The organism is Streptomyces sp. NPDC008238, assembly GCF_042956445.1.
Lineage (GTDB): Bacteria > Actinomycetota > Actinomycetes > Streptomycetales > Streptomycetaceae > Actinacidiphila.
In genome coordinates, this window is the sequence record NZ_JBIBGK010000001.1 from 841,829 (window position 1) to 864,877 (window position 23,049).

Annotated in this window: 13 protein-coding genes; 7 read left to right on the forward strand and 6 right to left on the reverse strand. The window is 73.7% G+C overall.

Annotated features, from left to right (window positions below):
• Window positions 1-38 precede the first annotated feature (38 nt).
• Entirely contained in the window at window positions 39-3,353 is a 3,315-nt protein-coding gene (locus ACFZAU_RS03930) for a LamG-like jellyroll fold domain-containing protein (RefSeq protein ID WP_500550943.1), read from the reverse strand.
• 755 nt (window positions 3,354-4,108) lie between these two features.
• Here ACFZAU_RS03930 and ACFZAU_RS03935 point away from each other — a divergent pair.
• Together ACFZAU_RS03935 and ACFZAU_RS03940 are read left to right on the forward strand one after the other, a co-directional pair.
• On the forward strand, window positions 4,109-5,539 hold the full coding sequence (locus ACFZAU_RS03935) for a cytochrome ubiquinol oxidase subunit I (protein WP_500550944.1): 1,431 nt from the start codon (window positions 4,109-4,111) through the stop codon (window positions 5,537-5,539).
• On the forward strand, window positions 5,539-6,561 hold the full coding sequence (locus tag ACFZAU_RS03940; protein ID WP_500550945.1) for a cytochrome d ubiquinol oxidase subunit II: 1,023 nt from the start codon (window positions 5,539-5,541) through the stop codon (window positions 6,559-6,561). Before ACFZAU_RS03935 ends, ACFZAU_RS03940 begins: the two co-directional genes overlap by 1 nt.
• A gap of 109 nt (window positions 6,562-6,670) precedes the next feature.
• On the opposite strand, the gene ACFZAU_RS03945 is transcribed toward ACFZAU_RS03940, so the two are convergent.
• Entirely contained in the window at window positions 6,671-11,215 is a 4,545-nt protein-coding gene (locus ACFZAU_RS03945) for a S8 family serine peptidase (protein ID WP_500550946.1), read from the reverse strand.
• A gap of 621 nt (window positions 11,216-11,836) precedes the next feature.
• Here ACFZAU_RS03945 and ACFZAU_RS03950 point away from each other — a divergent pair.
• A complete protein-coding gene (locus tag ACFZAU_RS03950) occupies window positions 11,837-11,965 on the forward strand; it encodes a hypothetical protein (RefSeq protein WP_500550947.1) in 129 nt (42 codons plus the stop codon).
• 261 nt (window positions 11,966-12,226) lie between these two features.
• On the opposite strand, the gene ACFZAU_RS03955 is transcribed toward ACFZAU_RS03950, so the two are convergent.
• Window positions 12,227-13,249, reverse strand: coding sequence for a LuxR C-terminal-related transcriptional regulator (locus ACFZAU_RS03955; protein WP_500550948.1), 1,023 nt, complete (start codon window positions 13,247-13,249; stop codon window positions 12,227-12,229).
• 392 nt (window positions 13,250-13,641) lie between these two features.
• Between ACFZAU_RS03955 and ACFZAU_RS03960 the strand changes: the two genes are divergently transcribed.
• Window positions 13,642-14,448 carry a LysR family transcriptional regulator gene (locus ACFZAU_RS03960; protein WP_500550949.1) on the forward strand — a complete coding sequence of 269 codons (807 nt, stop codon included), beginning with the start codon at window positions 13,642-13,644 and terminating at the stop codon, window positions 14,446-14,448.
• A gap of 148 nt (window positions 14,449-14,596) precedes the next feature.
• Window positions 14,597-15,208 carry an NAD(P)H:quinone oxidoreductase gene (wrbA, locus tag ACFZAU_RS03965; protein WP_354794843.1) on the forward strand — a complete coding sequence of 204 codons (612 nt, stop codon included), beginning with the start codon at window positions 14,597-14,599 and terminating at the stop codon, window positions 15,206-15,208.
• Window positions 15,209-15,324: 116 nt separating this feature from the next.
• On the opposite strand, the gene ACFZAU_RS03970 is transcribed toward wrbA, so the two are convergent.
• From ACFZAU_RS03970 to ACFZAU_RS03980, 3 genes are all read right to left on the reverse strand, one after another.
• A complete protein-coding gene (locus ACFZAU_RS03970; RefSeq protein ID WP_500550950.1) occupies window positions 15,325-15,630 on the reverse strand; it encodes a hypothetical protein in 306 nt (101 codons plus the stop codon).
• A gap of 213 nt (window positions 15,631-15,843) precedes the next feature.
• Complete coding sequence (locus ACFZAU_RS03975) at window positions 15,844-19,326, reverse strand: phosphodiester glycosidase family protein (protein ID WP_500550951.1); 3,483 nt, start codon at window positions 19,324-19,326, stop codon at window positions 15,844-15,846.
• 534 nt (window positions 19,327-19,860) lie between these two features.
• Entirely contained in the window at window positions 19,861-20,631 is a 771-nt protein-coding gene (locus ACFZAU_RS03980; protein WP_500550952.1) for a GNAT family N-acetyltransferase, read from the reverse strand.
• A gap of 320 nt (window positions 20,632-20,951) precedes the next feature.
• Between ACFZAU_RS03980 and ACFZAU_RS03985 the strand changes: the two genes are divergently transcribed.
• Together ACFZAU_RS03985 and ACFZAU_RS03990 are read left to right on the forward strand one after the other, a co-directional pair.
• The gene (locus tag ACFZAU_RS03985; RefSeq protein ID WP_500550953.1) at window positions 20,952-21,395 is read left to right on the forward strand and encodes a VOC family protein; all 444 of its coding nucleotides are present in this window, start codon (window positions 20,952-20,954) and stop codon (window positions 21,393-21,395) included.
• Between the two features lie 121 nt (window positions 21,396-21,516).
• The gene (locus ACFZAU_RS03990) at window positions 21,517-23,001 is read left to right on the forward strand and encodes a dihydrolipoyl dehydrogenase family protein (protein ID WP_500550954.1); all 1,485 of its coding nucleotides are present in this window, start codon (window positions 21,517-21,519) and stop codon (window positions 22,999-23,001) included.
• Window positions 23,002-23,049 lie beyond the last annotated feature (48 nt).

The following is a 23,049-nucleotide window of genomic DNA, read 5'->3' on the forward strand; positions in this document are numbered from 1 at the left end:
CCCCGTGCCGGGGCGGGCCGCTCGTGGTCGGTGCTCTGTCAGCGCTTCGCCGGGACGGCGGGTTCGCCGGCCGCCAGGGACGCCACCTCGGCGGCGCTCAGCGCGCGGTCGTAGGCGTGTACGTCGGAGATCGCGCCGCTCCAGTGGTCGACGGGGTTGCCGCCGTACTTGCCGCGGCCGATCACCAGGTGGCCCGAGGGGCCTTCGGCGTTGCAGCCGCGGACCGAGCCGGCCTCGCCGCCGTCCACGTAGATCCGCAGCCGGCCTTCGCGGTGGCTGTAGCTGCCCACCAGGTGGTACCAGCGGCCGGCCTCCGGCTCGCCGATGGTGCCGGCCAGGGCCCGGCTACCGGCGAAGCTGAAGGCGAACCGCCGGTCGGCCTGCGAGTACTGCAGGTAGAAGGCGCTGTTGGTGTCGCCGTCGACGGACACCGCGGTGCTGAAGTGCCCCTTGTCGTCCAGCCGGACCCAGGCGGCCACCGAGTAGTCGTGGGTGTCGGTGTCCAGGACGGCGGCGCCGGTGTCGACGGATCCGGTGCGTCCGTCGAACTGCAGGGCGGCGCCGTTCGGGCCGGTCGTCCAGCTCGTGCCGCCGGTCAGGGTGCCGTCGTGGTCCCCGGCGACGTCCTCGGCGACGGTGCCGGAGCCCTCGTGCAGCGGCCACCAGCCGACGCCGTTCGGTCCGGGGGTGCCGGGCGGCACGTCGGCCCCGCCCGCCGCTGCTCCGGCCGCGATGACCTGGCGGTTGATGTCCCGTACCTGTTCCGGGATCACCTTGACCACGTCGCGGTCGTAGGTGAGCAGGCCGTTGAGCTCGCCCTCGACGTCGGTGATCTGGGTGTAGACCGAGCCCGACAGGCCGCAGGCCGCCGGACGCAGCAGCTTGCGCGTGTTCTCCACGTAGGCCGCGGTCAGTTCCTCCTCGCTGTGGGCCGCGTCCCCGTAGTCCTGGCCGCCCGCGGTGCCCAGGATGTGGCCGGGGACGAGGTAGGAGTAGCCGCCGTGCTCGCCGTCGACGGCGGCGCGGGTGTCGTCCGGGGCCGGACTGGCCGGGCCGTGGTAGTCGTGGAAGTCGATCAGGTCGCCGCGGCCCGAGTCGCCCTTGGATGCACAGCAGTTGACGCCGGAGTGGGCGTCCACCAGGCGCGAGGGGTCCTGCTCCCGCACGGCGTCTGCGAGTTCACCGGTGGCCTGCTTGCTCCACTCGCCCCAGCCTTCGTTCATCAGCGTCCACACCAGCACCGACGGGGTGCTGATGTGCTGGTCGACGATCTGGTGGACCTGGTCGATGAACGTCTGCGTCTCCGGGGTGCCGGCGGCCGCCGTACCGCGGCTCGGCATGTCCTGCCACACCATCAGCCCCAGCTTGTCCGCCCAGTAGTACCAGCGGGCGGGCTCGACCTTGATGTGCTTGCGGACCGCGTTGAAGCCGAGCTTCTTGTGCTGCACGAGGTCGTACTTCAGGGCCTCGTCGGTCGGCGCGGTGTAGAGGCCGTCGGGCCAGAAGCCCTGGTCGAGGGTGGCGAGCACGAACACCGGCTTGCCGTTGAGCTTGATCCGCTCGGTGCCGCCGGCCGGTGACACCTCGATCGACCGCATCCCGAAGTAGGAGCCGACGCGGTCCTTGCCGCCGCGGCCGTCGGTGAGGGTGACCTCGAGGTCGTAGAGGTACGGGTCGTCCGGGCTCCACAGGTGGGCGCTGGGGACGGGCAGCCGCAGCGCGGTGCCGGCGGCACCGGTGACCGCGCCGGCCTTGCGCCCGTCACGGGAGTACGCGGTGGCGGTGACCCTCGCGCCCGGCGAGGTGCCCGCGCCCGGCCGTACGGTGACGGAGAGCGAGGAGTCCGCGACGTCCGGGGTCAGCACCAGGGAGTCGACCGACGCCTGGGGGACCGGCTCCATCCAGACGGTCTGCCAGATGCCTGAACTCGGCGTGTACCAGATGCCGCTGGGGTTGCGGGACTGCTTGCCGAGCGCGTAGCGGTCGTCGGTGGTGTCGCGGACCTTCACCAGCAGGGTCTGCGGGCCGCGCCCGGCCAGGGCGTCGGTGACGTCGGCGCTGAACGCCTGGTAGCCGCCGGTGTGGTGGGCCACCTCGCGGCCGTTGACGTACACCCATGCCTCGTAGTCCACGGCGCCGAAGTTGAGCTTCAGCCGGTTGCCGGAACGGACCCGCCAGTCGTCGGGGACGGTGAAGGTGCGCTGGTAGAGCGACCAGTTGTGGTGCCGGGCGACACCCGACAGACCCGATTCCATCGGGTAGGGCACGACGATGCTGCCGCTCAGTCTGCCCTGGGGGAGCGCGGCGTCCTGCGCGGTCGGCTGGAACTGCCAGGTCCCGTTGAGGTTCTTCCACTTCTCGCGGGTCAGCTGCGGCCGCGGGTAGTCCGGCAGCGGGTGGGACGGGGAGACGTCCTCGGCCCATCTGGTCCGGAAGTACCAGGTCGAGTCGTTGCGCGCGACGATCGAGAAGGGGCCGAGGTCGCCGCCGGCGGTGGTGATGCCGCCCCGGCCGTCGTAGCTGATCCGGACGTCGGCGTTGAGCGAGACCGGGGAGTCGGCCTCGGCCGGCTTCAGGACCAGCCGGGAGGGGTGCTTCGGGTCGCGGGAGACGGTGGCCGACCAGCGCGTGCCGCCGGACAGCAGGGCCAGGTGGGAGGCCGCGCCCTCGGGGAGGGCGGTGACGGGGGAGCCCAGCTCGACGGTGGCGGTGCGGCCGGTCGTGGCCACCGACGCCTCAGCGTCCGCCGGGGCGAAGCCGGCCGGCAGGTGCAGCGCGGAGTCCGGTACGGGGCGGCGGTCGAAGCCCGGCCCGGACCACTCGGTGTGCAGGTAGGCACCGCCGTTGCCTTGGTTGTAGTCGTAGGCCAGCTCGTGCAGGCCGGCGGTCAGGGTGATCGGCTGCGAGGTGGTCTGGACGTCCCAGTCGGTGGTCCAGTGGTCGATCACGCTCGCGCCGTCCAGGGACATGCGGAAGCCGTTATCGCCTTTGATGTAGAAGGTGTACGTGCCGTCGGCGGGCACCTCCAGGCGGCCCGTCCAGCGCACCGCGACGTTGTCGGTGGTGCCGGCGTAGGCGCGCAGGGTGGGCAGCAGGTCGTCGACATGGAGCGAGGTGTCGATCCGGGTGCCGGTGTACCGGGCGAAGTCCAGGGCGGTGCCGCTGGACATCCGGTAGTAGTCGCCGCGCAGTCCCGCGTCGGCGGGGGCGGCGGTGCGGCCGGCGGGGGCGTCGGCCGTGGCGGAGGGCCTGGCGGACGCCGTGACCGGCGTCAGCAGGGCCGCCCCGAGGAGGATCGCCACCAGGGCGGTGAAGCGAGCAAAGCGGTTGGTACGTCGTCGGCCAGGACTCATGGTGCACCTTCCGTGGGAGTCTTCGACGCCTTGACGGGAAAGTTGCGGGTCAGGAGTGTGCGGTGCCTGGAACCAAGAGCGCTGCGCGCCGGGAACGTGGTCTTACAACGTTGGAAATAGTCGGCGCGGAGAGCATGAAAGCAGGGCCCCGCCGCCGTGTCCAGACCTCGCGTCGAAGCCCGTCGACGGGCCGTCAGGTGATGTGTAAACGGCGTGCGAAGGCCTTCGAGCCCTTGCGGGAGATGAACGGAAGGGGGTCGCGGGGGCCGGGCGGCAGGAATGAAGTGCCCCTGACAAGGGCGTCGTTGGGGGTGAATGTGCTGCCGTCACGCGGAACCGGAACGTGTTCAACGTTGGAAACCGGCCCGGTACCTGGCCGCCGGCGGACGCCGGGCGGTACGCGCGCCGGGAAGAGTTCGCCGGCTTCCCCTGGACGAGTCGGCCGGTTCCGCCGCCCTCGGACGCCTCGAGGGCGACCGCACCCGCGCGCACCCGTACGGTGCGAGGAAGCCGCGCCCGCCCGCGCGCACCCGCTGACCGCCGGGCGCCCCGCCCCGGACCGGCCGGCCCGAGGCCGCCGGCCGCGACCACCGAACGGGTCATCGGCCTCCGCCCCCAGTGCGCATTACCACCCATAGCGACCCTCGTGACCTAAGGTGATCGTCCTGTCGCGAAAGGGTCGTGGTCGATGTGATGACGCTGGCGAACGCGAGTGCTCCGGGCCGCAGGCCCCCCGCCGGCCGGCGGTGCGGACGGTGACGGGCGCCTGGGACCTGCTGGCGCAGGTCCCCGGGGCGGCGGGTGATCCGGCGCAGCTGCTGCCGGCCCGTCAGCAGATGGCCTTCACCCTGGGCTTCCACATCATCCTGGTGCCGTTCGGCGTCGCCCTCACCACGCTGATGCTGATCGCGAACCACCGCGGTCTGCGCCGCGGGGACGCCGACGCGATGCGGCTCGCGCGGCGCTGGTCGAAGGTGGCGGCGGTGCTCTTCGCCGTGGGCGCGATCACCGGCACCGTCCTCTCCTTCGAGCTCGGCATCCTCTGGCCCGGGCTGATGCGCGACTACGGCCCGGCGTTCGGCTTCCCGTTCGCCATCGAGGGGCTGTTCTTCTTCCTGGAGGCGATCTTCGTCTCCCTCTACATCTACGGCTGGGACCGGCTCTCGCCGTGGGCGCACTTCTGGACGGGCGTACCGGTGGCGCTGTCGAGCATCGGGGGCGCCGCCGCGGTCATCGCCGCCAACAGCTGGATGAACCAGCCCGGTGGCTTCACGTCGCGCGACGGGAGGATCGTGGCCGTCCGGCCGGCGGAGGTCTTCTTCAACGGGGCCTTCGGGTGGGAGTTCCTGCACATGCTGCTCGCCGCCTACATCGTCGCCGGGTTCGCGGTGGCGAGCGTCTACGCGGCCGGCATGCTGCGCGGCCGCACCTCCCGCTACCACCGCACCGGGTTCCTCATCGGGTTCGTCACCGCCGCCGTCGCGCTCCCGCTGCAGGCCCTGGTGGGGGACACCATCGCCCGGTACGTCTACCAGGCCGAGCCCGCCAAGTTCGCCGCGGTCGAGATGCTGCCCGAGACCGGCACGCACGTCCCCGAGACGCTCGGCGGGGTGCTGGTCGACGGGAAGGTCCGGTACGGGATCCCCGTGCCGGACATGGCCTCCCTGCTGGCCGGTTTCCGCCCCTCCACCGAGATCAAGGGGCTCGACGCGATCCCCGCGGACGTGCGCCCCTCGGACCGGCTCGTCAGCACCGTCCACCTCGCCTTCGACGTCATGGTGGGACTCACCTTCGCCCTGCTGGCCCTCGCGCTGTGGTTCGCCTGGCTGTGGCGGCGGCGGCGTCCGCTGGAACGGCAGCGCTGGTTCCTGCGCTGCTGCGCCGTCAGCGGCCTGGCCGCCGTGGCCTGCCTGGAGAGCGGATGGATCGTCACGGAGGTGGGCCGGCAACCCTGGACCGTCGTCGGCCACCTCCTCACCCGGGACGCGGTGACCACCCAGGGCAACCTGTGGCCGTTCTTCGGGTCGGTCGTCGTCATCTACGCGGCCGTGGGCACCGGCGCGGTGACGGTCCTGCTGTCGATGAAGCGCCGCTGGCAGGCCGAGGGCGACGACAGCGTGGACGTCCCCTACGGCCCCCGCACCGGCCCGGAACCCGTCGGCACCCGCGCCGGGACGGAGCGGTGATGCCGGACGCCGTCGCCGCCTTCCTCTTCCTCGGCGTCATCGCCTACTGCCTCTTCGGCGGCGCGGACTTCGGCGCCGGCTTCTGGGACCTCACGGCGGGCGGGGCCGAACGGGGCAGACGCCCCCGGCACCTGATCGACACCTCCGTCGGCCCCGTCTGGGAGGCCAACCACACCTGGCTCGTCTACTGCCTGGTCTTCCTCTGGTCGGGATTCCCCGTCGCGTTCACCGCCATCACCACGACCCTCCACATCCCGCTGGGCATCGCCGTCCTCGGCATCGTGCTGCGCGGCGCCGGCTTCGCCTTCCGCAAGGTCTCGCTGCGCACCCCGGAACAGCGCCTGTACGGCGTGGTGTTCGCCGCGTCGTCCGTCCTGACCCCGTACTGCTTCGGGTCGATCGCCGGAGGCATCGCCTCCGGGCGTGTGCCCACGGCGGGCAACGGGGACGCGGTCACCAGCTGGCTGAACCCCACTTCGGTGCTCGGCGGCGTGCTGGCCGTGCTCGTCTGCGCCTACCTGGCCGCCACCTACCTGTACGTGGCCGCCCGACAGCAGCGCGACGACGGCCTGCAGCGGCACTTCCGCGGCCGGGCCCTGCTCGCCGCCCTGGTGACCGGAGCCGTCAGCATCGCCGGTGTCTTCGTCCTGCGTCACGACTCCCCGCACCTGTTCCGCCGGCTGAGCGACGGCGCCCTGCCCCTGGTGCTGCTGGCCGCGCTCTGCGGGGTCGCGACCATGGTCATGGTGTGGCGGGAGCGGACGAGGTTCCTGCGCGGGATCGCCGCGTCGGCGGTCGCCCTGGTGGTGCTCGGCTGGGGCGTCGCCCAGTTCCCGTACCTGCTCGGCACCCACCTGGAGATCGACGCGGCGGCGGCCCCGCAGGCCACGCTGGCCGTGACGATCGGCGTCGCCGTGGTGGCCGGGCTCCTGATCTTCCCCTCCATCGCGCTCCTCTTCCGGCTGGCGAACCGGGGGAGTCTGCGCCCCGGGGAGCGGGAACCGGCCGGGCCGGGATCCTGAGGGGACGTGCGTCACGACGCCCGTGGGCGGACGGATGCGGCCCGGCCGGCGCGCCCCTGGGGAGGGACGCGCCGGCCGGGCCGGACGGTCGGCCGGTGACCTCGGACGGTCAGCCGGTGACCACGAGCGCGGTCTCGCCGGAACGACCCGCCCCGGTACCGGTCACCCGTACCGTCAGCGTCCCGCCGTGACCGTGCGGGACCGGGACGAACGCGTGGGCGAAGCCCTGCGCCGTCGCGCGCCCGGAACCGACGACCCGGCCGTCGAGCCGCACCGTGAAGCTCTCACGGGGCGACAGGCCCGCCGCGGTCACGGACGCGGTGGAACCCGCGGCCGCCTCCCCGGGCATGGCGTCCACGACGAACGGCGGCCGCGTACCGGAGCCGCGCACCGGCTGCAGGTCGTCCGCGTCCACCGGCGGCACGATGATCCTGCGCACCGCGAGGGCCTGGAAGATCGGACCCTGGACCTCGTAGTACGCGGTCGCCCACAGCGGCCGTCCGGCGGGCACCGTGACGGTCCGGGAGACCGGTGCGCCCTCCTGCGCGCTGCGCGTGACGGGGATGCGCTCGTCGAGGAGGAGCGAGGAGCCCGCGTAGATCTCCGGACCCTCGCCGACCGTCAGGGCGAAGCCCCCGCTGTACGCCGCGGGGCGGTTGGTCACCGTCATCCTCAGCGGCGCGGGACCGCCGTGGTGCTGCGCCGAGGTGCCGCGCTGGAAGGTCGCGTAGAACGGTTCCACCATCGCGGGCCGGCCGGTGAGCCCGGCGCGGTCCTTGTTCCGGTACGTGGCCACGGTCGTCCCGTCGATCACGAGGTCGAGGCGGTCCACCCCGGTCGTGTCGTAGGAGCGGGTGAACGTGTCCTCCGGATCGGCCTGCAGCGTGGTGAGGACCACGTCACCACTGGTCAGCTTGTAGCGCAGCGTCGGGAAGACCGGAACGTCCGAGTTGTTGGCGTAACTCACCTGTGCCGTGTGGGCGGTGCCGCGGACCTCGGTGATCGAGGCGCCGCTCGCCTTGAGGGCGGTGGGCGTCCAGGACAGCGTCGTGCTCTGCCCGGGGCGGCCGTGGCCGGCGACCACGGCGAGCGTGGCGGTGAGCTTCTCCGGCCTGGTCTCCACCGGCTCGGACTTCCAGGCGTACCAGCCCAGGTCGCCCGCGTCGACGGCGAGGGTCCGGCTCAGGTACGTGCCGGACTTGCCGCGGACGGTGACGCGCACCGTGCCCTTGCCGCGGATCGCGGTGGTCATCGCGGCCAGCGGGTTGCCGTCGAAGGCGTGGGCGTCGGAGTGCTCGGAGTCACCGAGGACCAGCTCGGCGACGGTGAAGGAACCGCCCGCGCTCCGCTTGCCGTACCTGACCTCCAGGGTCTGCCTCCCGGTGGCGATGTCGGACGGCAGGGTGACCAGACGGCCCACACCACCGTCGTCGGTGGTGCGTCCGCTCGCCAGGACCCGGCCGGAACCCTTCACCCTGATCTGGAAGTCGACGGCGGGGTTCAGACCGGTCGCCACGACGACGGCGGACTGGCCCGGCACGGCGTAGGCAGGCTGCACGGCGACCGTGGGCCGGGAGCCCGGGGTGCCGCTGGGCGGGCCACCCCGCGGGTCACCGGTGACGGTCAGGTAGGTCGTCCGTCCGGTGTCGCCGTACGTGACGCGGCCGAGGTAGACCGCTCCGGCCCGCAGGCCCTTCCACGACAGCGTGACCGGGGTGGTGCCGCCCGCCCGCAGGGCCGCCGTGGCGGGCTGCGCCGTCAGCGATCCCTCGGCGCCCTTGTCGCCCAGGGCGAAGCTGGTCACGGTGAAGTCGAGCGGTCCGGACCCGGCGAAGAAGTCCACCTCGACCTCGTACAGACCGGGTTCGGGGTCCTCCAGGTCCAGTTGCTCGTCGGCGGAATCGGTGGCCGCCCGGTCGACCAGCGCGGTGTCCCCGTACTTGTTGAGCTTGTACACCGACAGGTCGAGGTCGGCCGCGTCGTCGGCGGCGTCGAGGGCGAAGCGGGCGTGCTCCGTCCCTGCCGGCACCTCCACGACGTGGGTCCGCGCGGGGCCACCGACGGTGCCCGAGCCCTGGACCCGCAGGCCCCGGGAGAGCCCGGTGAGGTCCAGCGGGACGTCGCGATCCTCACCGCCCTTGAGGGTCACGGTGGTCCGGCCGGTGCTGCCCACAGCCGCGGCCGCCGTGGGCGCCACCAGGGTCACGGGACGCACGGCGAGCGCGCTGCGCACGCTCTGCTCGCCGCCGCGCCAGGTCAGGTACCCCGTCGCGTACTCGCCCAGCGGGGCGGTGGTGCGGGTGAACGTCACCGTGAACGTACGGGACTGCCCCGCCTCGGTGAAGGTCAGCGACCGCGGCTCGACGACCGTGTCCACGCCGGGGATCGACACCGGGTCGGCGGTGAAGGTGCCGGGCCCGGTGGAGGTGACGGTGCGGGTCACGGTCTGCCGGCCGGCCAGCGAACCCACGCCGATCGACGCCAGGTTGAGGTCGGACGGCGCGGGAGCCGTGGGGTCGCCCTTCACGGCGGCCACGTACCGTGCCCAGTCCTCGGGGCCGTTCAGGTAGAGCAGCCCGGGGTGCAGGTAACGGGTCGCGTCCACCTGGCCGTTGCCCTGCGCGAAGACGTCCGCCGAGGCCTCGCCCGCCCCTGTCACGGTGGGCCGGGTGGTGGTCATCAGCGCGGACTTGATCTCGGCCGGGGTGGCCTGCGGGTGCAGGCCCAGGTAGAGCGCTCCGAGACCGGCCACGTGCGGGGAGGCCATCGACGTGCCGGACATGAAGGTGAAGCTCGGCCGCCCGCCGGCCGCGTTGGCGCCGTCGGCGAGGACGGACACGCCCGGCGCGGCGAGGTCGGGCTTGATCAGGTCGCCGCCGTCGGCCTGGACCGGGCCGCGCGAGGAGAACCCGGCGACCTGCGGGACCGCCGCCGACGCCAGCCGGTGCGGGTTGCCGTCCACCAGGGTCGCCTTCGGCGCCTCGGTGCCGGCGTACGAGACCAGCGTGTCGTAGCCGTCCGCGTCGACCGCGATGGTGGGGACGGTGTGGGCGTCGAGGTCCGTGGAGTCCGGCGAGGGGTTCACCAGGACCATGCCGATGCCGCCCGCGCGCTTGACCTCCGCCGACTTGGCCGCCCGGTCGTACGTGCCGCGCTCGCACAGCACGATCGCGCCCTTGACCTTGGCGCCGTCCAGGCTGTCGGGACCGCACAGCTGCGGCCGGACGGAGATGTCGGTGCCGGCGCCCGACGCGGCCACCAGCGGGCCGGACACCTTGCGGCCGTCCGCCGGGAGCGAGACGGACGCGCCGAGCACGTTCCCGCCGTCGCCGAGTTCCACGGTGGCCTCGCGGGTCGGCATGGTGCTCGCCGCCGCGGTGGTGATCCACGGCGAGGCGTTGTCGACCGTGCTGTCGCCGGGGCCGGAGTTGCCGCCCGCGGTGGCGACGAAGATGCCGCTCGCGGCGGCGTTGCGGAACGCCTCGTCCACGACTGAGTCGGTGGTGCGGGCACCGTCGGCCGAACCGATCGAGTAGTTGATGACGTCGACGTTGTCGGCCACCGCCGCGTCGATCGCCGCCAGCAGGTCGCCGGTGGCGCAGCCGTCGTCCGTGGTGTCCTTCGCGTCGGGACCGCTCCAGCAGGCCTTGTAGGCCGCGACCTTGGCCGCCGGCGCCACACCGGAGATCTTGCCCATCGGCACGCCGCCGAGGTCGGCGTCGACGCCGCCCGCGCCCGCCGCCGTACTGGCGGTGTGCGAGCCGTGCGCCTCGCCGTCGCGCGGCGAGAGGTACTCGCCGACCGAGGGGCCGCCGATGTGACCGGTGCCGAAGTTGTCGACGAAGTAGCGCGCGGAGACCAGCTTGGTGGAGCAGTCAGCGGCCGTGAACTGGACGCCCGCGGTGCAGGCGCCGGTGAAGGTCCCGCCGTCCGACTTGCGGTAGGTGACGACGGAGCCGTCCAGGTACGGTTCCTGCCCCGCCTTCGTACCGAGCGGCGCACCGGCGAACGAGGGGTTCTCCGGGGCGATGCCGGTGTCGACGACGCCGACGACCACGCCCTTGCCGGCGCCGGCGGCGCCGCCGTTGGCGGCCCAGACCCCGTTCGTGCCGCTGAGGCCCAGGTAGTCCGTGGAGTTGACGGCGGCCAGGGGCTTGCGCAGGTCGTCCTTGACGACCGACACCACCGTGGGGTCGGTCCGCAGTTCCTCGACCTGACGCGGCTGGAGCTCGGCGGTGAAGCCGTTGAGTGCCGCCGAGTAGGACGAGATCACGCGGGTGCCCACGGTGCGGGCGGCGTCGTCCTGACGCCCGCGCAGGTAGGTGCGGTAGGCCTTCACCGAGGCCGAGCCGGCCTTCAGGCCCTCGCCGTCGCGGGGTGCCGTGCGGGCCTTGCCGGCCACACCGCCGGTGTACGTCGCCGCGGCCGGCTCGCGCAGGGTGACGATGTACCGCCCGGCGGACGGCTGTTCGCCGGACCCCGGGCCGTCCGCCGCGAACGGCGCCGGGACGGCGGGTGGCGTGGGGACCGGTGCCGCGAACGCCGGTGCGGGGCCGGCTGCGCTGAGGACCGTCAGGCTGACGCCTGCGACGAGGGCCGCGAGGGACCGCGGTATCGCCGACCGGCGCGCAGGAGGATGGGCAGGTGGTGCCACCAAGGCTCCTTCGTCAGGGGGTGGCCGGGCTTCCCGGCCGAGTGACGCGCCGTTCGGGCGCACACTAGTTCTAGCCGGGGTGATCCTTGGTGACCAACGTCCGGCGCTGCCGAAACCGGCCAGTGACCAGAAGGGGCCACCACCTCGGCGGCGCGTCGCCGCGCGACCCCGGCGGCCATTGCGGCCGGCCGCGGATCACGGACCTGGCCGTGCGGGTCGTACGGAGCGAGGCGCCGCCTTTGAACCCGCCGTCCAGCCGCCCTGGTGGGTGCGCCGCACCGAGGGAGGCCCTGGGCGCGGCACGCCGGCGCGGCCTCGGCCCCCTGCCGGTCCGCGCGGCCGGCGGCGGCATAGATGGCGCGCACCACACTCCGCGGCGCAACGCGCCTCGTCCAAGGGCTCGTTCGGGGCGAGCGGCAACGGCGGGCGGTCCAGGGCGCACAGTTCGGTCTGCAGCCCCGGATCACGGACCGCGCCGCCGCGGGTCGTACCTGTCGAGGACCCGGCGTTGTACCCGCCGTTCAGCCGCCCTGGTGGGGTGTCCGCGGCGGAGGGAAGCCCTGAGCGTGGCACGCCGGCGCAGCCCCGGCCCTCTGCCGGGTCGCCCGGAGGGGGCGCCTCGTGGTGGTGCCGCGCCGTGTACTGCACGAGCGGGGCGCCGCCGAGCTCGACGGCATCATGCCCGGCACGCTGTCTGTGCCGGGGCAGTTCGGCGCACCGGGTGCGGCCGCGCACGCGGTCGGGGTGTGATGCCCTGGAGTGGCCGTATTCGGTTGCGGCGGGCCGCGGCGACGCCGGCGCCGAACCGGTTGGTCGCTCCGAGTTCGGTGAACAGGTCCTGGATCCTGCGGCGGAGCGTCTGCGGCGAGATGCCGAGTTACCGGGTGATTGCCTCGCCCTTCACGCCGGTGGCGAAGGACGCGAGCAGGTTCCGTTCCTCGTGTGGTGCCGCGCACGCGGTCGCCCGCTGACGGGCCGGGTCGGGGTCGGGGTGCGGATGCCTGGGGGCGGTCAGATCCAGTTGCGGCGGGCCGCGGCGACGCCCGCGCCGAACCGGTTGGTCGCTCCGAGTTCGGTGAACAGGTCCTGGATCCTGCGGCGGAGCGTCCGCGGCGAGATGCCGAGCTGGCGGGCGATCGCCTCGTCCTTCACGCCGGCCGCGAAGAGCGCGAGCAGGTTCCGTTCCTCGTCGGTCGGCCGCTGCGACCGGTCCGTCCCGTCCTCCGGCGCCTCGGGTACCGCCGCGGGCGGACCGCCTGCCGTGGGTTCCCCCGTCAACGGGGAGGCGGCGGACCAGTAGTTCTCGAAGAACTCGCCCAAGGCCGCCAGCAGGGGCGGGGATTCGGTGTACAGGTACTCCGCGGACCCGACCGACAGGCTCAGCGACACCATCGCGGCGGAACGGTCGGCCATCGCCAGCTTGAGCGGCAGGGCGGGCACGACCCTGGCCTCCTCGCCGCGCGACACGAGGCTGCCCAGCTGCTGCCACCCGCCGTCGGCCTCGAAGCTGGCGGCGGCGTAGACGGCGCGCACCCGCACCCCGCGGCGCACCGCCGCCTCATCCAGGGGCTCGTTGGGGGCGAGCAGGAAGGGTGGGCGGTCGAGGGCGCACAGTTCGGTCCGCGCGGTCTGCTTGAGCCGGTAGTAGCGGTCCCCGACGGCTTCGAGGCCACTGATCACGCCGGTGCCGGGACCGCCGTCGCCGGCCTTCCTCGCCGTGTCGAACAGCGCCCCCAGCGGGCCGGCCGCCTCGCGCACGGCGGCCAGCTGGCGCTCCCGCGACTCGACCAGCGCGCGCAGGGCGTGCCGGGGGTCGACCGTGAAGAACTCCCCCGAGGAGCGCCGGCTCATCAGGCCCGCGTGGTGCAGCCGTTCGAGGACGGCCAGCCCCTCGTCCGCCGTCACGCCGAGGGCCGCCACCACGTCGTCGACGGTCGTGCTGTCGCGGGACAGCAGGAGGCGGTAGGCCCGCTCCGCCACCGTGTCCACCCCGACCCACGCGAGCGGTGCGTCGTTCTCCACCAGAGCATCCATTCCTGCAGTCCACCCCCGCCCGACGAGATGGAACCAAGAACGGCCGACAACTTCAAACGGCGCCGGCGGCCGCCGCCCGGCAGGTGCGGCGCCGTGTAGGGGGCGACCGCGTACGCCACGGCCGCGCCGCCGACCAGCGGCCCGCCGACGGGTTCGTGGTCGCCGGTACCGGTGCGGGCGTGGATCGGGACCACGGCGTCGCCCGTGAACAGGGCCCCCTGCCCCTCGCCGTCCCGCCCGTCCGTCGCGCGGACGTAGCGGCCCAGGACCTCCCGGACCTCCCGGACCGCGCGCCTGGCACTCCCCGTGTCCTTCATCGCTCATGGCAACGGCTTCCAAGAGCGGTGCGCGGGCGCCATGACGCCTCTGACATGCGGCGATACTCTGGAGGTATGGATCGACTGGAGACGCGTGAGCTCGAGTACTTCGTGGCGGTGGCCGAGGAGCTGCACTTCAGCCGTGCGGCGGACCGGCTGGGCATCGCGCAGCCGCCGCTGTCGCGGGCGATCGCCCGCCTGGAGCGGCGCATGGGCGTCGTGCTGCTGGAGAGGACCAGTCGCCGTGTCGGGCTCACCCCCGCCGGCGAGGTCTTCCTGGAGGACTGCCGACGGCTGCTGCGCGAGCTGGACGGGGCGGTGGACCGTGCCCGGCGGGCGGCCGCCCCCGCGCGGCTCGTCCTGGCGGTCCGGCCGGGTACGGGCTCGGGCCTGCTGGCGGAACTGATCCGGTCCTACGACGGCGCGGCCCCCGAACTCGTCTTCACCTACGACCGGGTGGGCGCCCTGCGCGACGGCACGGCCGATCTCGCGCTGCTGTGCGTCGGCACCGACGACCTGACCGGCCTGGGCGCGGTCGAGGTGGCCGAGGAGCTTCCCGTCGCGCTGCTGCCCCGGGACCACCGGCTCGCCGGTCGCCCGGAGGTGACCACCGCCGACCTGCGTGAGGACCCCGCCTACCGGGAGGCGTGCCCGCCGGCCGGCCTCGACGAGATCGTCGACCGGGTGGCGCTCGGCCGGCTGGTCACTGTCGTGGGCTCGGCCGCGGCGGACCGGGTGACCCGGGACGTGGTCGCGGTGGCGGTGGCGGACCTGCCCCCGACGACGCTGGCCCTGGCCTGGGCGGGGCGCGAACCGGGCCCGGAGGCGGCCGCGTTCGCCCGTACCGCACGACGTGTGGCCGGTGACCTCCGGGCGGGGTGACATTCGTCGCACGGGTGCCGGTGGACAGAGGCGCCCTCATGTTGTTTATTCTTCAACCAGTGAAGCGCGGCCCGCCCCCACGGGCCGCGGTGTCCCTGGACCGCGCGACCCCGAACAGCGGGGGAGGTCCTCCCTGAAAGGAACCACCTTGTCGATCAAGCTCGCGATCGTGTACTACTCCTCCACCGGCACCATCACCGAGATCGCGAAGGAGATGGCCGAGACCGCGGAGAAGGCGGGCGCCGAGGTGCGCCTGCTCAAGGCCGCGGAGCTCGCCCCGCAGGCGGCGATCGACTCCAACCCCGCCTGGGCCGCCAACCACGCCGCCACCGCCGACGTCCCCGTGGCCACCCCGGCCGACGTCGAGTGGGCCGACGCCGTGATCTTCGGCACCCCGACCCGCTTCGGCAACATGTCCTCGCAGCTCAAGCAGTTCATCGACACCCTCGGTGGCCTGTGGGCGCAGGGCAAGCTGGCCGACAAGGTCTACAGCGGCTTCGTCTCCACCGCCACCTCCCACGGTGGCCAGGAGTCGACCCTCCTCGCCCTGTACAACTCCATCCACCACTTCGGCGGCATCGTCGTGACCCCCGGTTACACCGACCCCGCCAAGTTCGTCGACGGCAACCCCTACGGCACCTCCCACGTGGACGCCCAGGGCGCCAACCCGGTGAACGACACCACCCGCACCGCCGCCCGCATCCAGACCGAGCGCGTCATCAAGCTCACCGCCGCGCTGAACCGCGGTCTGCAGGGCTGATCCCACGCCGACGGCGCACCCGCTCGGACCCTCGGGTCGCGGGTGCGCCGTTCGCCCACTCGGCGGCGCCTCCCCCTGTCGTGCCGGAGGCGCCGCCGTGTCGTACCCGCCGCGGTTCAGACCGCCGGGCGGGCGAGGTAGACCCACCCCAGCGGGTTCCACCGCAGGCGGCGCACCTCGACGCCGTCGATCTCGGCGTCGTCCTCGCGCGCGCCGCGAGAGCGGGGGAGCGAGGCCCGTTCCATCGCGATCGCCACCGCGTCCTCGGCGTCGCCGGCCTCGCCGACGACGAAGAACTGCCGTCCCACGGAGCCGCGGGCGGTGCGGAAGCGCAGGCCCACGAACCACCGGTCGTGGCCCGTGCGGCCGGCGTCCTCGCGGACCTCGGTGGTCATGGGGTGGCGGTCTCCGGTGGCGGTCATGGTGGCTTTCCCTGCTCCTCGGTCCGGTGCGGCTTCGACGTGACTTCACCGTGACATGCCGGTCATACGGCGAAAAGGGGAGAAAAGCGTCCCCCCGGTCCCGGGAATAGCCCGCCCGGCGGGACGGGACCGGACGCGGCACGGCCCTCCCGGGCGCTGCCCCGTGCGGGGTGCGCCCGGAAGCGCCGGGGGCGGGTGCCGTAGGGCCGGTGCTCAGCCGCGGCGTACCTCGATCGTGCGCTCGGCGGTCACGCCGTTGACGGTCACACGGAGCACCGCGGTGCCGGTGCGCAGCGCCTTGAGCGCCCCGGTGGCGGGGTCGTACGCGACGACGGGCGCCTTGTCGTGCTGCCCGTGGCCGTGCCCGTGGTCGTCGCCGCCGTCACCGGCCACGTCGACCCGGCTGCCGGACCAGGTGGCGCCGACCGGCCAGGCCACAGGGACGGTACGGGTGCCGTCCTGGGTGACCGTCGCCGAGGCGTGGCCCAGGCCGCCGAGGGTCAGGGTGGCCGGGGCGACCATGTCCACCGCGTCGGTGCGGGCGTGCACCTCGGCGCGCAGCCAGGTCCCGGAGTCGCCGGAGGGGACGTCGAACGGGTCGGCGACCCGGCCGTGGCGCGGGTCGATGCCCAGCATCGTCCAGCCGGTGAAGCCGCCGTTGTCGGGCGTGCTCGCCGGGTTCTTGCCGGAGTTGCCGTTCACCAGGTACGGGACGCCGTCGACCTGCGCCGCGGAGAAGGCGCCGACGTGACCGGCGACGAACGCCGCGGACTTGTGGCCCTCGGCGCGGAAGTCGGCGAGCCACTGCTCGACCAGGGCGGCCTCCTTGCGGTCGCCGAGCTGGCTGGCCTTGTCCGGCAGCGGGTCCTCGGTCGGGTGGTGCTCGAAGACCACGACACCGCTGACGGAACGGTCGGCGGCCGCGTCTCGCAGCTGGTCGTGCAGCATCTGGAGCTGGGCGAAGCCGCCGCCGCGCAGGGTGCCGCTGGAGGAGTCCAGGGTGATGAAGCGGGTGCCCTCGACGTCGAAGACCGACGTCGTGTCACCGAAGGCCGCCGTGAAGTCGGAGGTGTTCCCGGGGCCCATCACCTCGTGGTTGCCCGGCACGTAGTGCCACGGGACGGTGCCCTTGGTGCGGGCGTCGAACTCGTCGAGCAGCGTGCGGGCGAGCGCGAAGTCGGCCGGGGAGCCCTCGTCGACGAGGTCGCCGTTGATGACCAGCAGGTCGGGCTTGGCCTTCGCGATCTCCTCCAGGGTCCGGCGGGCCGCAGCGACGAGCGGGCTGCCGGGGTCACGGGCGACGAACTGCGCGTCGGACATGACGGCGACCCGCAGCGGACGGCCGTCGACGGTGCCGTTGGTCACGACCACCGGGTCCTCGACCCGGGACCGCACGGGCAGCTCGACGTCGGGCGCGACCTTGACCCGCAGGTCGCTGACGGTGACCGCGCCCTTGTAGGAGCGGGCGGCGCTGGTCTCCAGCAGCCGCACCCGCTGGAACGTGAGCGGGTAGGGCGTGCCCACGGGCACCGGGAACTCGACCTTGCGCCAGCCGGTCCAGGTGATGGTGGGGCCGTCCAGGTTCGCCGTCACGCCGGCGCCCGTGCGGTACTGCAGCCGCGGCCACTCGCCGTTGCCGTCACCGTTGATCCACATGGTCACGGCCTGGGGCTGGCCGGGCAGCTGGATCTGCTGCGGCGGCACGGCGTACTGGCCGCGGGTGGCGGTGGACTGGGTGAAGTCGTACGTCAGCTTGAGGCCGGGGGCGCCGTCGTGGCCCTCGGCCGAGGTGACGGAGCCGCCGGGGGCCCGGTCGTTCGCCGAGGTCCAGGAGGCCGCGTCCGACAGGTCCGCGAAGGACTTCTCGGCCAGGCCCACGGTGACCGCGACGTCGGTGGTCATCTTCCCGACCGTCAGGTGCAGGGTGGTGGACGCGCCGTCGGTCAGACCGCGCACGGTGAACGTCGCATCGTCCGCGGGCGACACCGAGACGACCCCCTCGCCGCCGGTGACCTCGACGTCGGAGGCGTCGATCGGGGCGGAGTCGCCGAGCGCGTCGTAACCGGTCACGGTCAGGCGGGCGGTGTCGTCCAGCCCGTCGAGGGCCACCAAGCTGCTGCCCGGGGCGATGCGGACGGCTGGGGCCAGCACGGTCAGCTCCGCGGAACCCGTGGCCCGGTGGCCGGAGGAGGCCTCCACCCGGCCGGTGCCGGAGCGCCTGCCGGTGACGACGGCGGAGCCGTCCCGGCCGGCGCGCACGCTCAGCCGTCCGTCGCCGTGCCACCGCACCCGTCCGGCGGGCACCGGCGCGTACGTCTCGTCGTGGGCGAGCGCCCGCACGGTGCGGTGCAGACCCGGGAAGACCTTGTCCGAACCGTCGGCGGTGAGCGCGGGCAGCACACGGAAACCGTGGACCTTGCCGGAACCGGGCGCCGCGAACAGCCCGAGGCCGTTGGCGACCTGGCGCTCCGACCCGTCCGACGGGCTGCTGACCAGGCCCGTGGTGCTCTCGCCCGGCAGCCGGGCGGCCATGGTGGTGGAACCCCCGCCGTCCATGTTCAGGGCGTTGCGCGCGCCGAGGCCCTTCATGAAGGCGCCGAGCTCGTTGAGGTCCATGCCGCGGCTGTCGGTCTGCTTGCCGTCGATGGCGACCAGGTACATGGTGCGGCCGTCGGCGGAGAAGCCGACGCTCGTGCGGGAGGTGGCCGTGACGGTGTCGCCGTCGGTGAAGTGCTTGACGGTGCCGTCCGCGACGAGGACCTGGCCGCCGCCCACGGCGACCGCCACGTCGCCGAAGTCGGCGCGCGGCTTGTAGGCGACGGTGACGGCGTCGCCCGGCGCGAGTCCGGCGAGGGCGTCGGCACCGGCCTCACGGCCCAGCAGCACGCTGGTGCCGGCGGGGACCGGGCCGGAGCTGACGGAGGAGTGCACCTCGGTGACCTTGCCGTCGCGCAGCAGCACTTCGGTGACCCGGTCGGCGCCGCTGACCGGCTTGGTGCGCGGGGAGACGCCCCACTGGTCGGTGAAGAGCCCGATGCCGCCGGCCGCCAGGACGGGGGAGTTGACCCCGGACAGCTTCAGGTGCCGGGTGCCGTCGACCGTGACGTCGCCCTCCAGGAACACCTGGGCGAGCCGGCCGAGGCCGTCCGTGCCGATGGCGACCGTCTGGTCGCGGCCCTCGGTGGGCGAGTTGACCAGGCCGTCCGCGCGGGACACCGCGGCGCCGATCGGGGCCTCGGTGTCGTTCATGTCGAAGTAGTCGCCGTTGACGGCGGCCACGGCTCCTGTGCGTGCGGCCTGCTCGGTCACCCGGGACTTCCCGGTGACCGTGCCGGAGGATATGTAGTCGACGCTCAGCCGGTCCTCGGCGAGGTCCGCGACGAGCACCTGCCCCCGGACCCAGCCGCCGGCCTCGAAGCGGTCGAAGCGGGTGAGGTTCAGCCCGGGTGCGACCGGGGTGCGGGTCTCGCGGGTGACGATCGACTCGCCCGGGGTGCTCGGGATGAGCCCACGGCCGGAGCCGCCCGGCTTGGTCGTGCCCGCAGACGCGGACGCGAGCTGTTCGGGCGAGAACGCCTGGGCGGTCGTCATCATCCCGGCGCCGATGCTGAGCGCGGTGGCCAGGGCGAGCGCCGCGGCACCCCGGCGGACCGCTGAACGCGGACCCGGGGCGGCGGGCTGGAGGGGGAACGGCACGTGCTGACTTCTTTCCCTGTTGGGGTGGTGGTCGCCGTTCAGTTGATGTGCCGTCGGTGTCGTATCGCCGTGAAACGGGTGTTGATCCGGAATGCGCAATGTGAACATCCGTCACCACCACCGCGCTGAGCAGCGACGACGCCCGCGACGGCTGGTCGTTCCGCGTCGTGCGGCCGGCCCGGTTCCGGCCTGCGTGGTGGGGGTGGTGCGGGTCGTGCGGCCGATCGCCCCGGACCTCGTGCCGCCGGGGCCGAGGTTCGCTGCCGGGCCGGGGCGGCGTCGGCCACATGGCCGTGACGGCCAGGGACCTCGGCACCGGCCACGACGGCCGCGTGGTCGCTCCAGGGCCGCCGCTCTTCGCGACGGCCGGAGTGTGGGCGGCCGGCGCACGGGCTGCGGCCGAGCCGCCGACCGGGGCGCACTCGGCGGCACCCGGCGTGGGCGGAAACGCAGGAACTGCGCGATGGGAAGCGCGCCTTGGGGCGGGCAGCCGTACGGGCGGCTCGGTCCCGGCTGCTCGTCGCGTCCGCCGGGTCAGCCCGCGGGGGTGAGGTACGTCCAGTTCTCCACGAGCCGGAAGCCCAGGGACTCGTACAGGGGGCGGGACATGGGGGAGTTCTGCGTGAACGCGTGGCGGGCGCCCGCGGCGACGGCGTCCCGGAGGCGGGCCGTGACGAGCGCGCGGTAGTGGCCGTTGCCCCGGTGCCGGGGCGGTACGGAGCCGTTGAACAGGCCCACGTGGTCGCCGATCATGACGTTGAACCCGGTCGCGACGGCCTCGCCGTCCACGTCGAGGGTGAAGGCGGTCATGTCGGGCGCGTCGAGCAGCGCGGGCAGGGCGAACGCGTCCGCGATCTCCCCGGGCATGCCGAAGCCCGCCGCGAGGGCGGCGGAGTACCGTGCGGCCTCCGCTCCGGTGAGCTTGGCGACCGTGCCGCCCGTGGAGGCCGCCGCGGGCAGTTCCGGCAGCGAGGCGGCGTCCCACGCCAGCAGTGGCAGTGTGGTGGTCGCGGTGAGGCCGTAGCGGGCCGCCAGCGCCGTCAGCTCAGGACCGGCCTCGCCGCGGGCCTGGATGCTCCAGGGCAGGCCGGCCGCCGACAGCTCTTCGGCGAGCTCCGTCGTCTCGCGCGGGTTCTGTCCGTGACCGGCGTACACCGCGTTGAGCAAGGCGACGGGCAGGCCCGTGCACACCAGACGCCCGCCGTGCGGGCCTTGCCGCGTGAACGCGCCGGGCAGGAGGTCCGTCAGCCGCTCCATGGCCCCGTAGAGGGCGTCCACCGCGGCATTGCTGATCGTTTCGGTCACGCTGCGGAGGATACCCGGGACGTCCGCCGGCCCACGCCGCCGCCCACGCCTCGGACCTGCGCTTTCGGGGTGGACGTCACAGCCGGTGCGGTCGTCCCGGTCTTCCTCACGGGTGCCGGCGAGGGCGTGCGGGCGCCGCGGGAAAGGGAAGGAGCAGGGTAATTGACGAGTCAAGTATATTCTGATGATCTTCACGCGGGGCTCCGTGATGGAGGGCTGCGGTGGAGCGTCATGCGTCACCGCCTTGACAGGTTACGGAGCCCTGGGCCATGCTCGTCACCAGTCAAAGCGGTGACGATTTGTGGAACTGGGAGAACGTGATGGAACTGAAGCTCGAGGTTGTGGTGCTGCCCGTGTCCGACGTGGACCGGGCGAAGGACTTCTACGCGGCGCTGGGCTTCCGGCTGGACGTCGACTACGTCGGTGACGACGGCTTCCGCGTCGTCCACTTCACGCCGGACGGCTCCGGGGCCTCGATCCTGTTCGGCGACGGCGTCACCACCGCCGCCCCGGGCTCCGTGCAGGGCCTCCACCTGATCGTCGAGGACATCGTGGCGGCCCGCGCCGAGCTGGCGGCCCGCGGCGTCGACATCAGCGAGGTCTTCCACGACGCGGGCGGCGTCTTCCACCACGCCGGTGAGACCGCCCGGGTCGTCGGCCCGCACCCCGCGCGCGCCAGCTACGGCTCCTTCGCGACCTTCGCCGACCCGGACGGCAACGGCTGGGCGCTCCAGGAGGTCACGGACCGCCTGCCGGGACGCTGACCACGCCCCTACCCCTCCCTCGACCGACCCTTCCCCCGAGCCCCCGCGGTGCCGCGGATCCCCCCTCCGCGGCACCGCGGGCCCCTGACCGAACTCCCTCAGCCCCCTTTGGAAGCAGGCTATGAAGACCGACGAAACGACGGGTCAAGCGACGAGCGGTACGTCCCGTGCCTACGACGTCGTCGTCATCGGCGGCGGACCCGTCGGCGAGAACGTCGCCGACCGGACCAGCGCCGCCGGACTGGCCACGGTGCTGGTGGAGGGCGAACTGCTGGGCGGCGAGTGCTCGTTCTGGGCGTGCGAACCCAGCAAGGCGCTGCTGCGGCCCGTGGTGGCACGGGCCGAGGCCCGCCGCATACCCGGTCTCAGGGGCGCGGTCGGCGGCCCGCTGGACGTGGCCGAGGTGCTCGCCCACCGCGACCGGCTCTCCGCCCACTGGAAGGACGACGACCAGGTCGACTGGCTGGACTCCGTCGCGGTCGACCTGGTGCGCGGCCACGGCCGGCTGGACGGCCCCCGGCAGGTGGTGGTGGACACGCCGGACGGCGGGACGGTCCGCCTGTCCGCGCGGCACGCCGTCGTCGTCGCCACCGGGACGACGACCCGGCTCCCGGATCTGCCGGGGCTCGCCGAGGTCCGGCCGTGGACCAACCGCGAGGCGACCAGCGCCCGCGAGGCCCCCGGCCGCCTGGTGGTGGTCGGGGGCGGGGTCGTCGGCGTCGAGATGGCCACCGCGTGGCGGGCGCTCGGCTCCGAGGTCACCCTGCTGGTCCGCGGGAGCGGCGGACTCCTCCCGCGCATGGAGCCGTTCGCCGGGGAGATGGTGGCCGACTCCCTGCGCGAGGCCGGTGTGGACGTACGGCTCGGCGCCTCCGTGACGGCCGTCGCCCGCGAGGGCGGCCCGGACGGCCCGGTACGCGTCACGCTGGCGGACGGCGGGTCGGTCGTCGCCGACGAGGTGCTGTTCGCGACCGGACGCGCCCCCCGTACCGCGGACCTCGGCCTGGAGACGGTCGGCCTGACCCCCGGCGGCTGGCTGACCGTGGACGACACCTTCCGGGTGACGGCCGTCGCCGAGGGCTGGCTGTACGCGGCGGGCGACGTCAACCACCGCGCCCTGATGACGCACCAGGGGAAGTACCAGGCCCGCATCGCGGGAGCGGTGATCGGAGCGCGGGCCAAGGGCGAGCCCGTGGACGACCGCAAGTGGGGTGCGCACGTCGCCACGGCCGACACCGCGGCCGTGCCGCAGGTCGTCTTCACCGACCCCGAGGTCGCCTCCGTCGGCCTGACGACCCGTGAGGCGCGGGCCGCGGGGCGCCGCGTGGACGTCGTCGACTACGACATCGGGCGCCTCGCCGGTGCCGTGCAGTACGTCGAGGACTACCGGGGCAAGGCCCGGGTCCTGATCGACCCGGAGCGCGGCACGGTCGTCGGCGTCACCTTCGCCGGCCCCGGGGTGCAGGAACTGCTCTACTCGGCGACCGTCGCCGTCACCGGTGAGATCCCGGTGGACCGGCTCTGGCACGCCGTCCCGGCCTTCCCGACGATCAGCGAGGTCTGGCTGCGCGTTCTGGAGACCTACCGGGACATGCGGAAGGCCTGACACCGCGGCGAACGGCGAGGACCCGCCTCCCCCCGGAGGGAGGCGGGT

Bases quoted from the DNA above. Each gene is read 5' to 3' on its own strand.
- ACFZAU_RS03955 (WP_500550948.1), bottom strand. From the start codon at position 13,249: ATGGATGCTCTGGTGGAGAACGACGCACCGCTCGCGTGGGTCGGGGTG.
- ACFZAU_RS03960 (WP_500550949.1), top strand. From the start codon at position 13,642: ATGGATCGACTGGAGACGCGTGAGCTCGAGTACTTCGTGGCGGTGGCC.
- ACFZAU_RS03990 (WP_500550954.1), top strand. From the start codon at position 21,517: ATGAAGACCGACGAAACGACGGGTCAAGCGACGAGCGGTACGTCCCGT.
- ACFZAU_RS03930 (WP_500550943.1), bottom strand. From the start codon at position 3,353: ATGAGTCCTGGCCGACGACGTACCAACCGCTTTGCTCGCTTCACCGCC.
- ACFZAU_RS03940 (WP_500550945.1), top strand. From the start codon at position 5,539: ATGCCGGACGCCGTCGCCGCCTTCCTCTTCCTCGGCGTCATCGCCTAC.
- ACFZAU_RS03970 (WP_500550950.1), bottom strand. From the start codon at position 15,630: ATGACCGCCACCGGAGACCGCCACCCCATGACCACCGAGGTCCGCGAG.
- ACFZAU_RS03985 (WP_500550953.1), top strand. From the start codon at position 20,952: ATGGAACTGAAGCTCGAGGTTGTGGTGCTGCCCGTGTCCGACGTGGAC.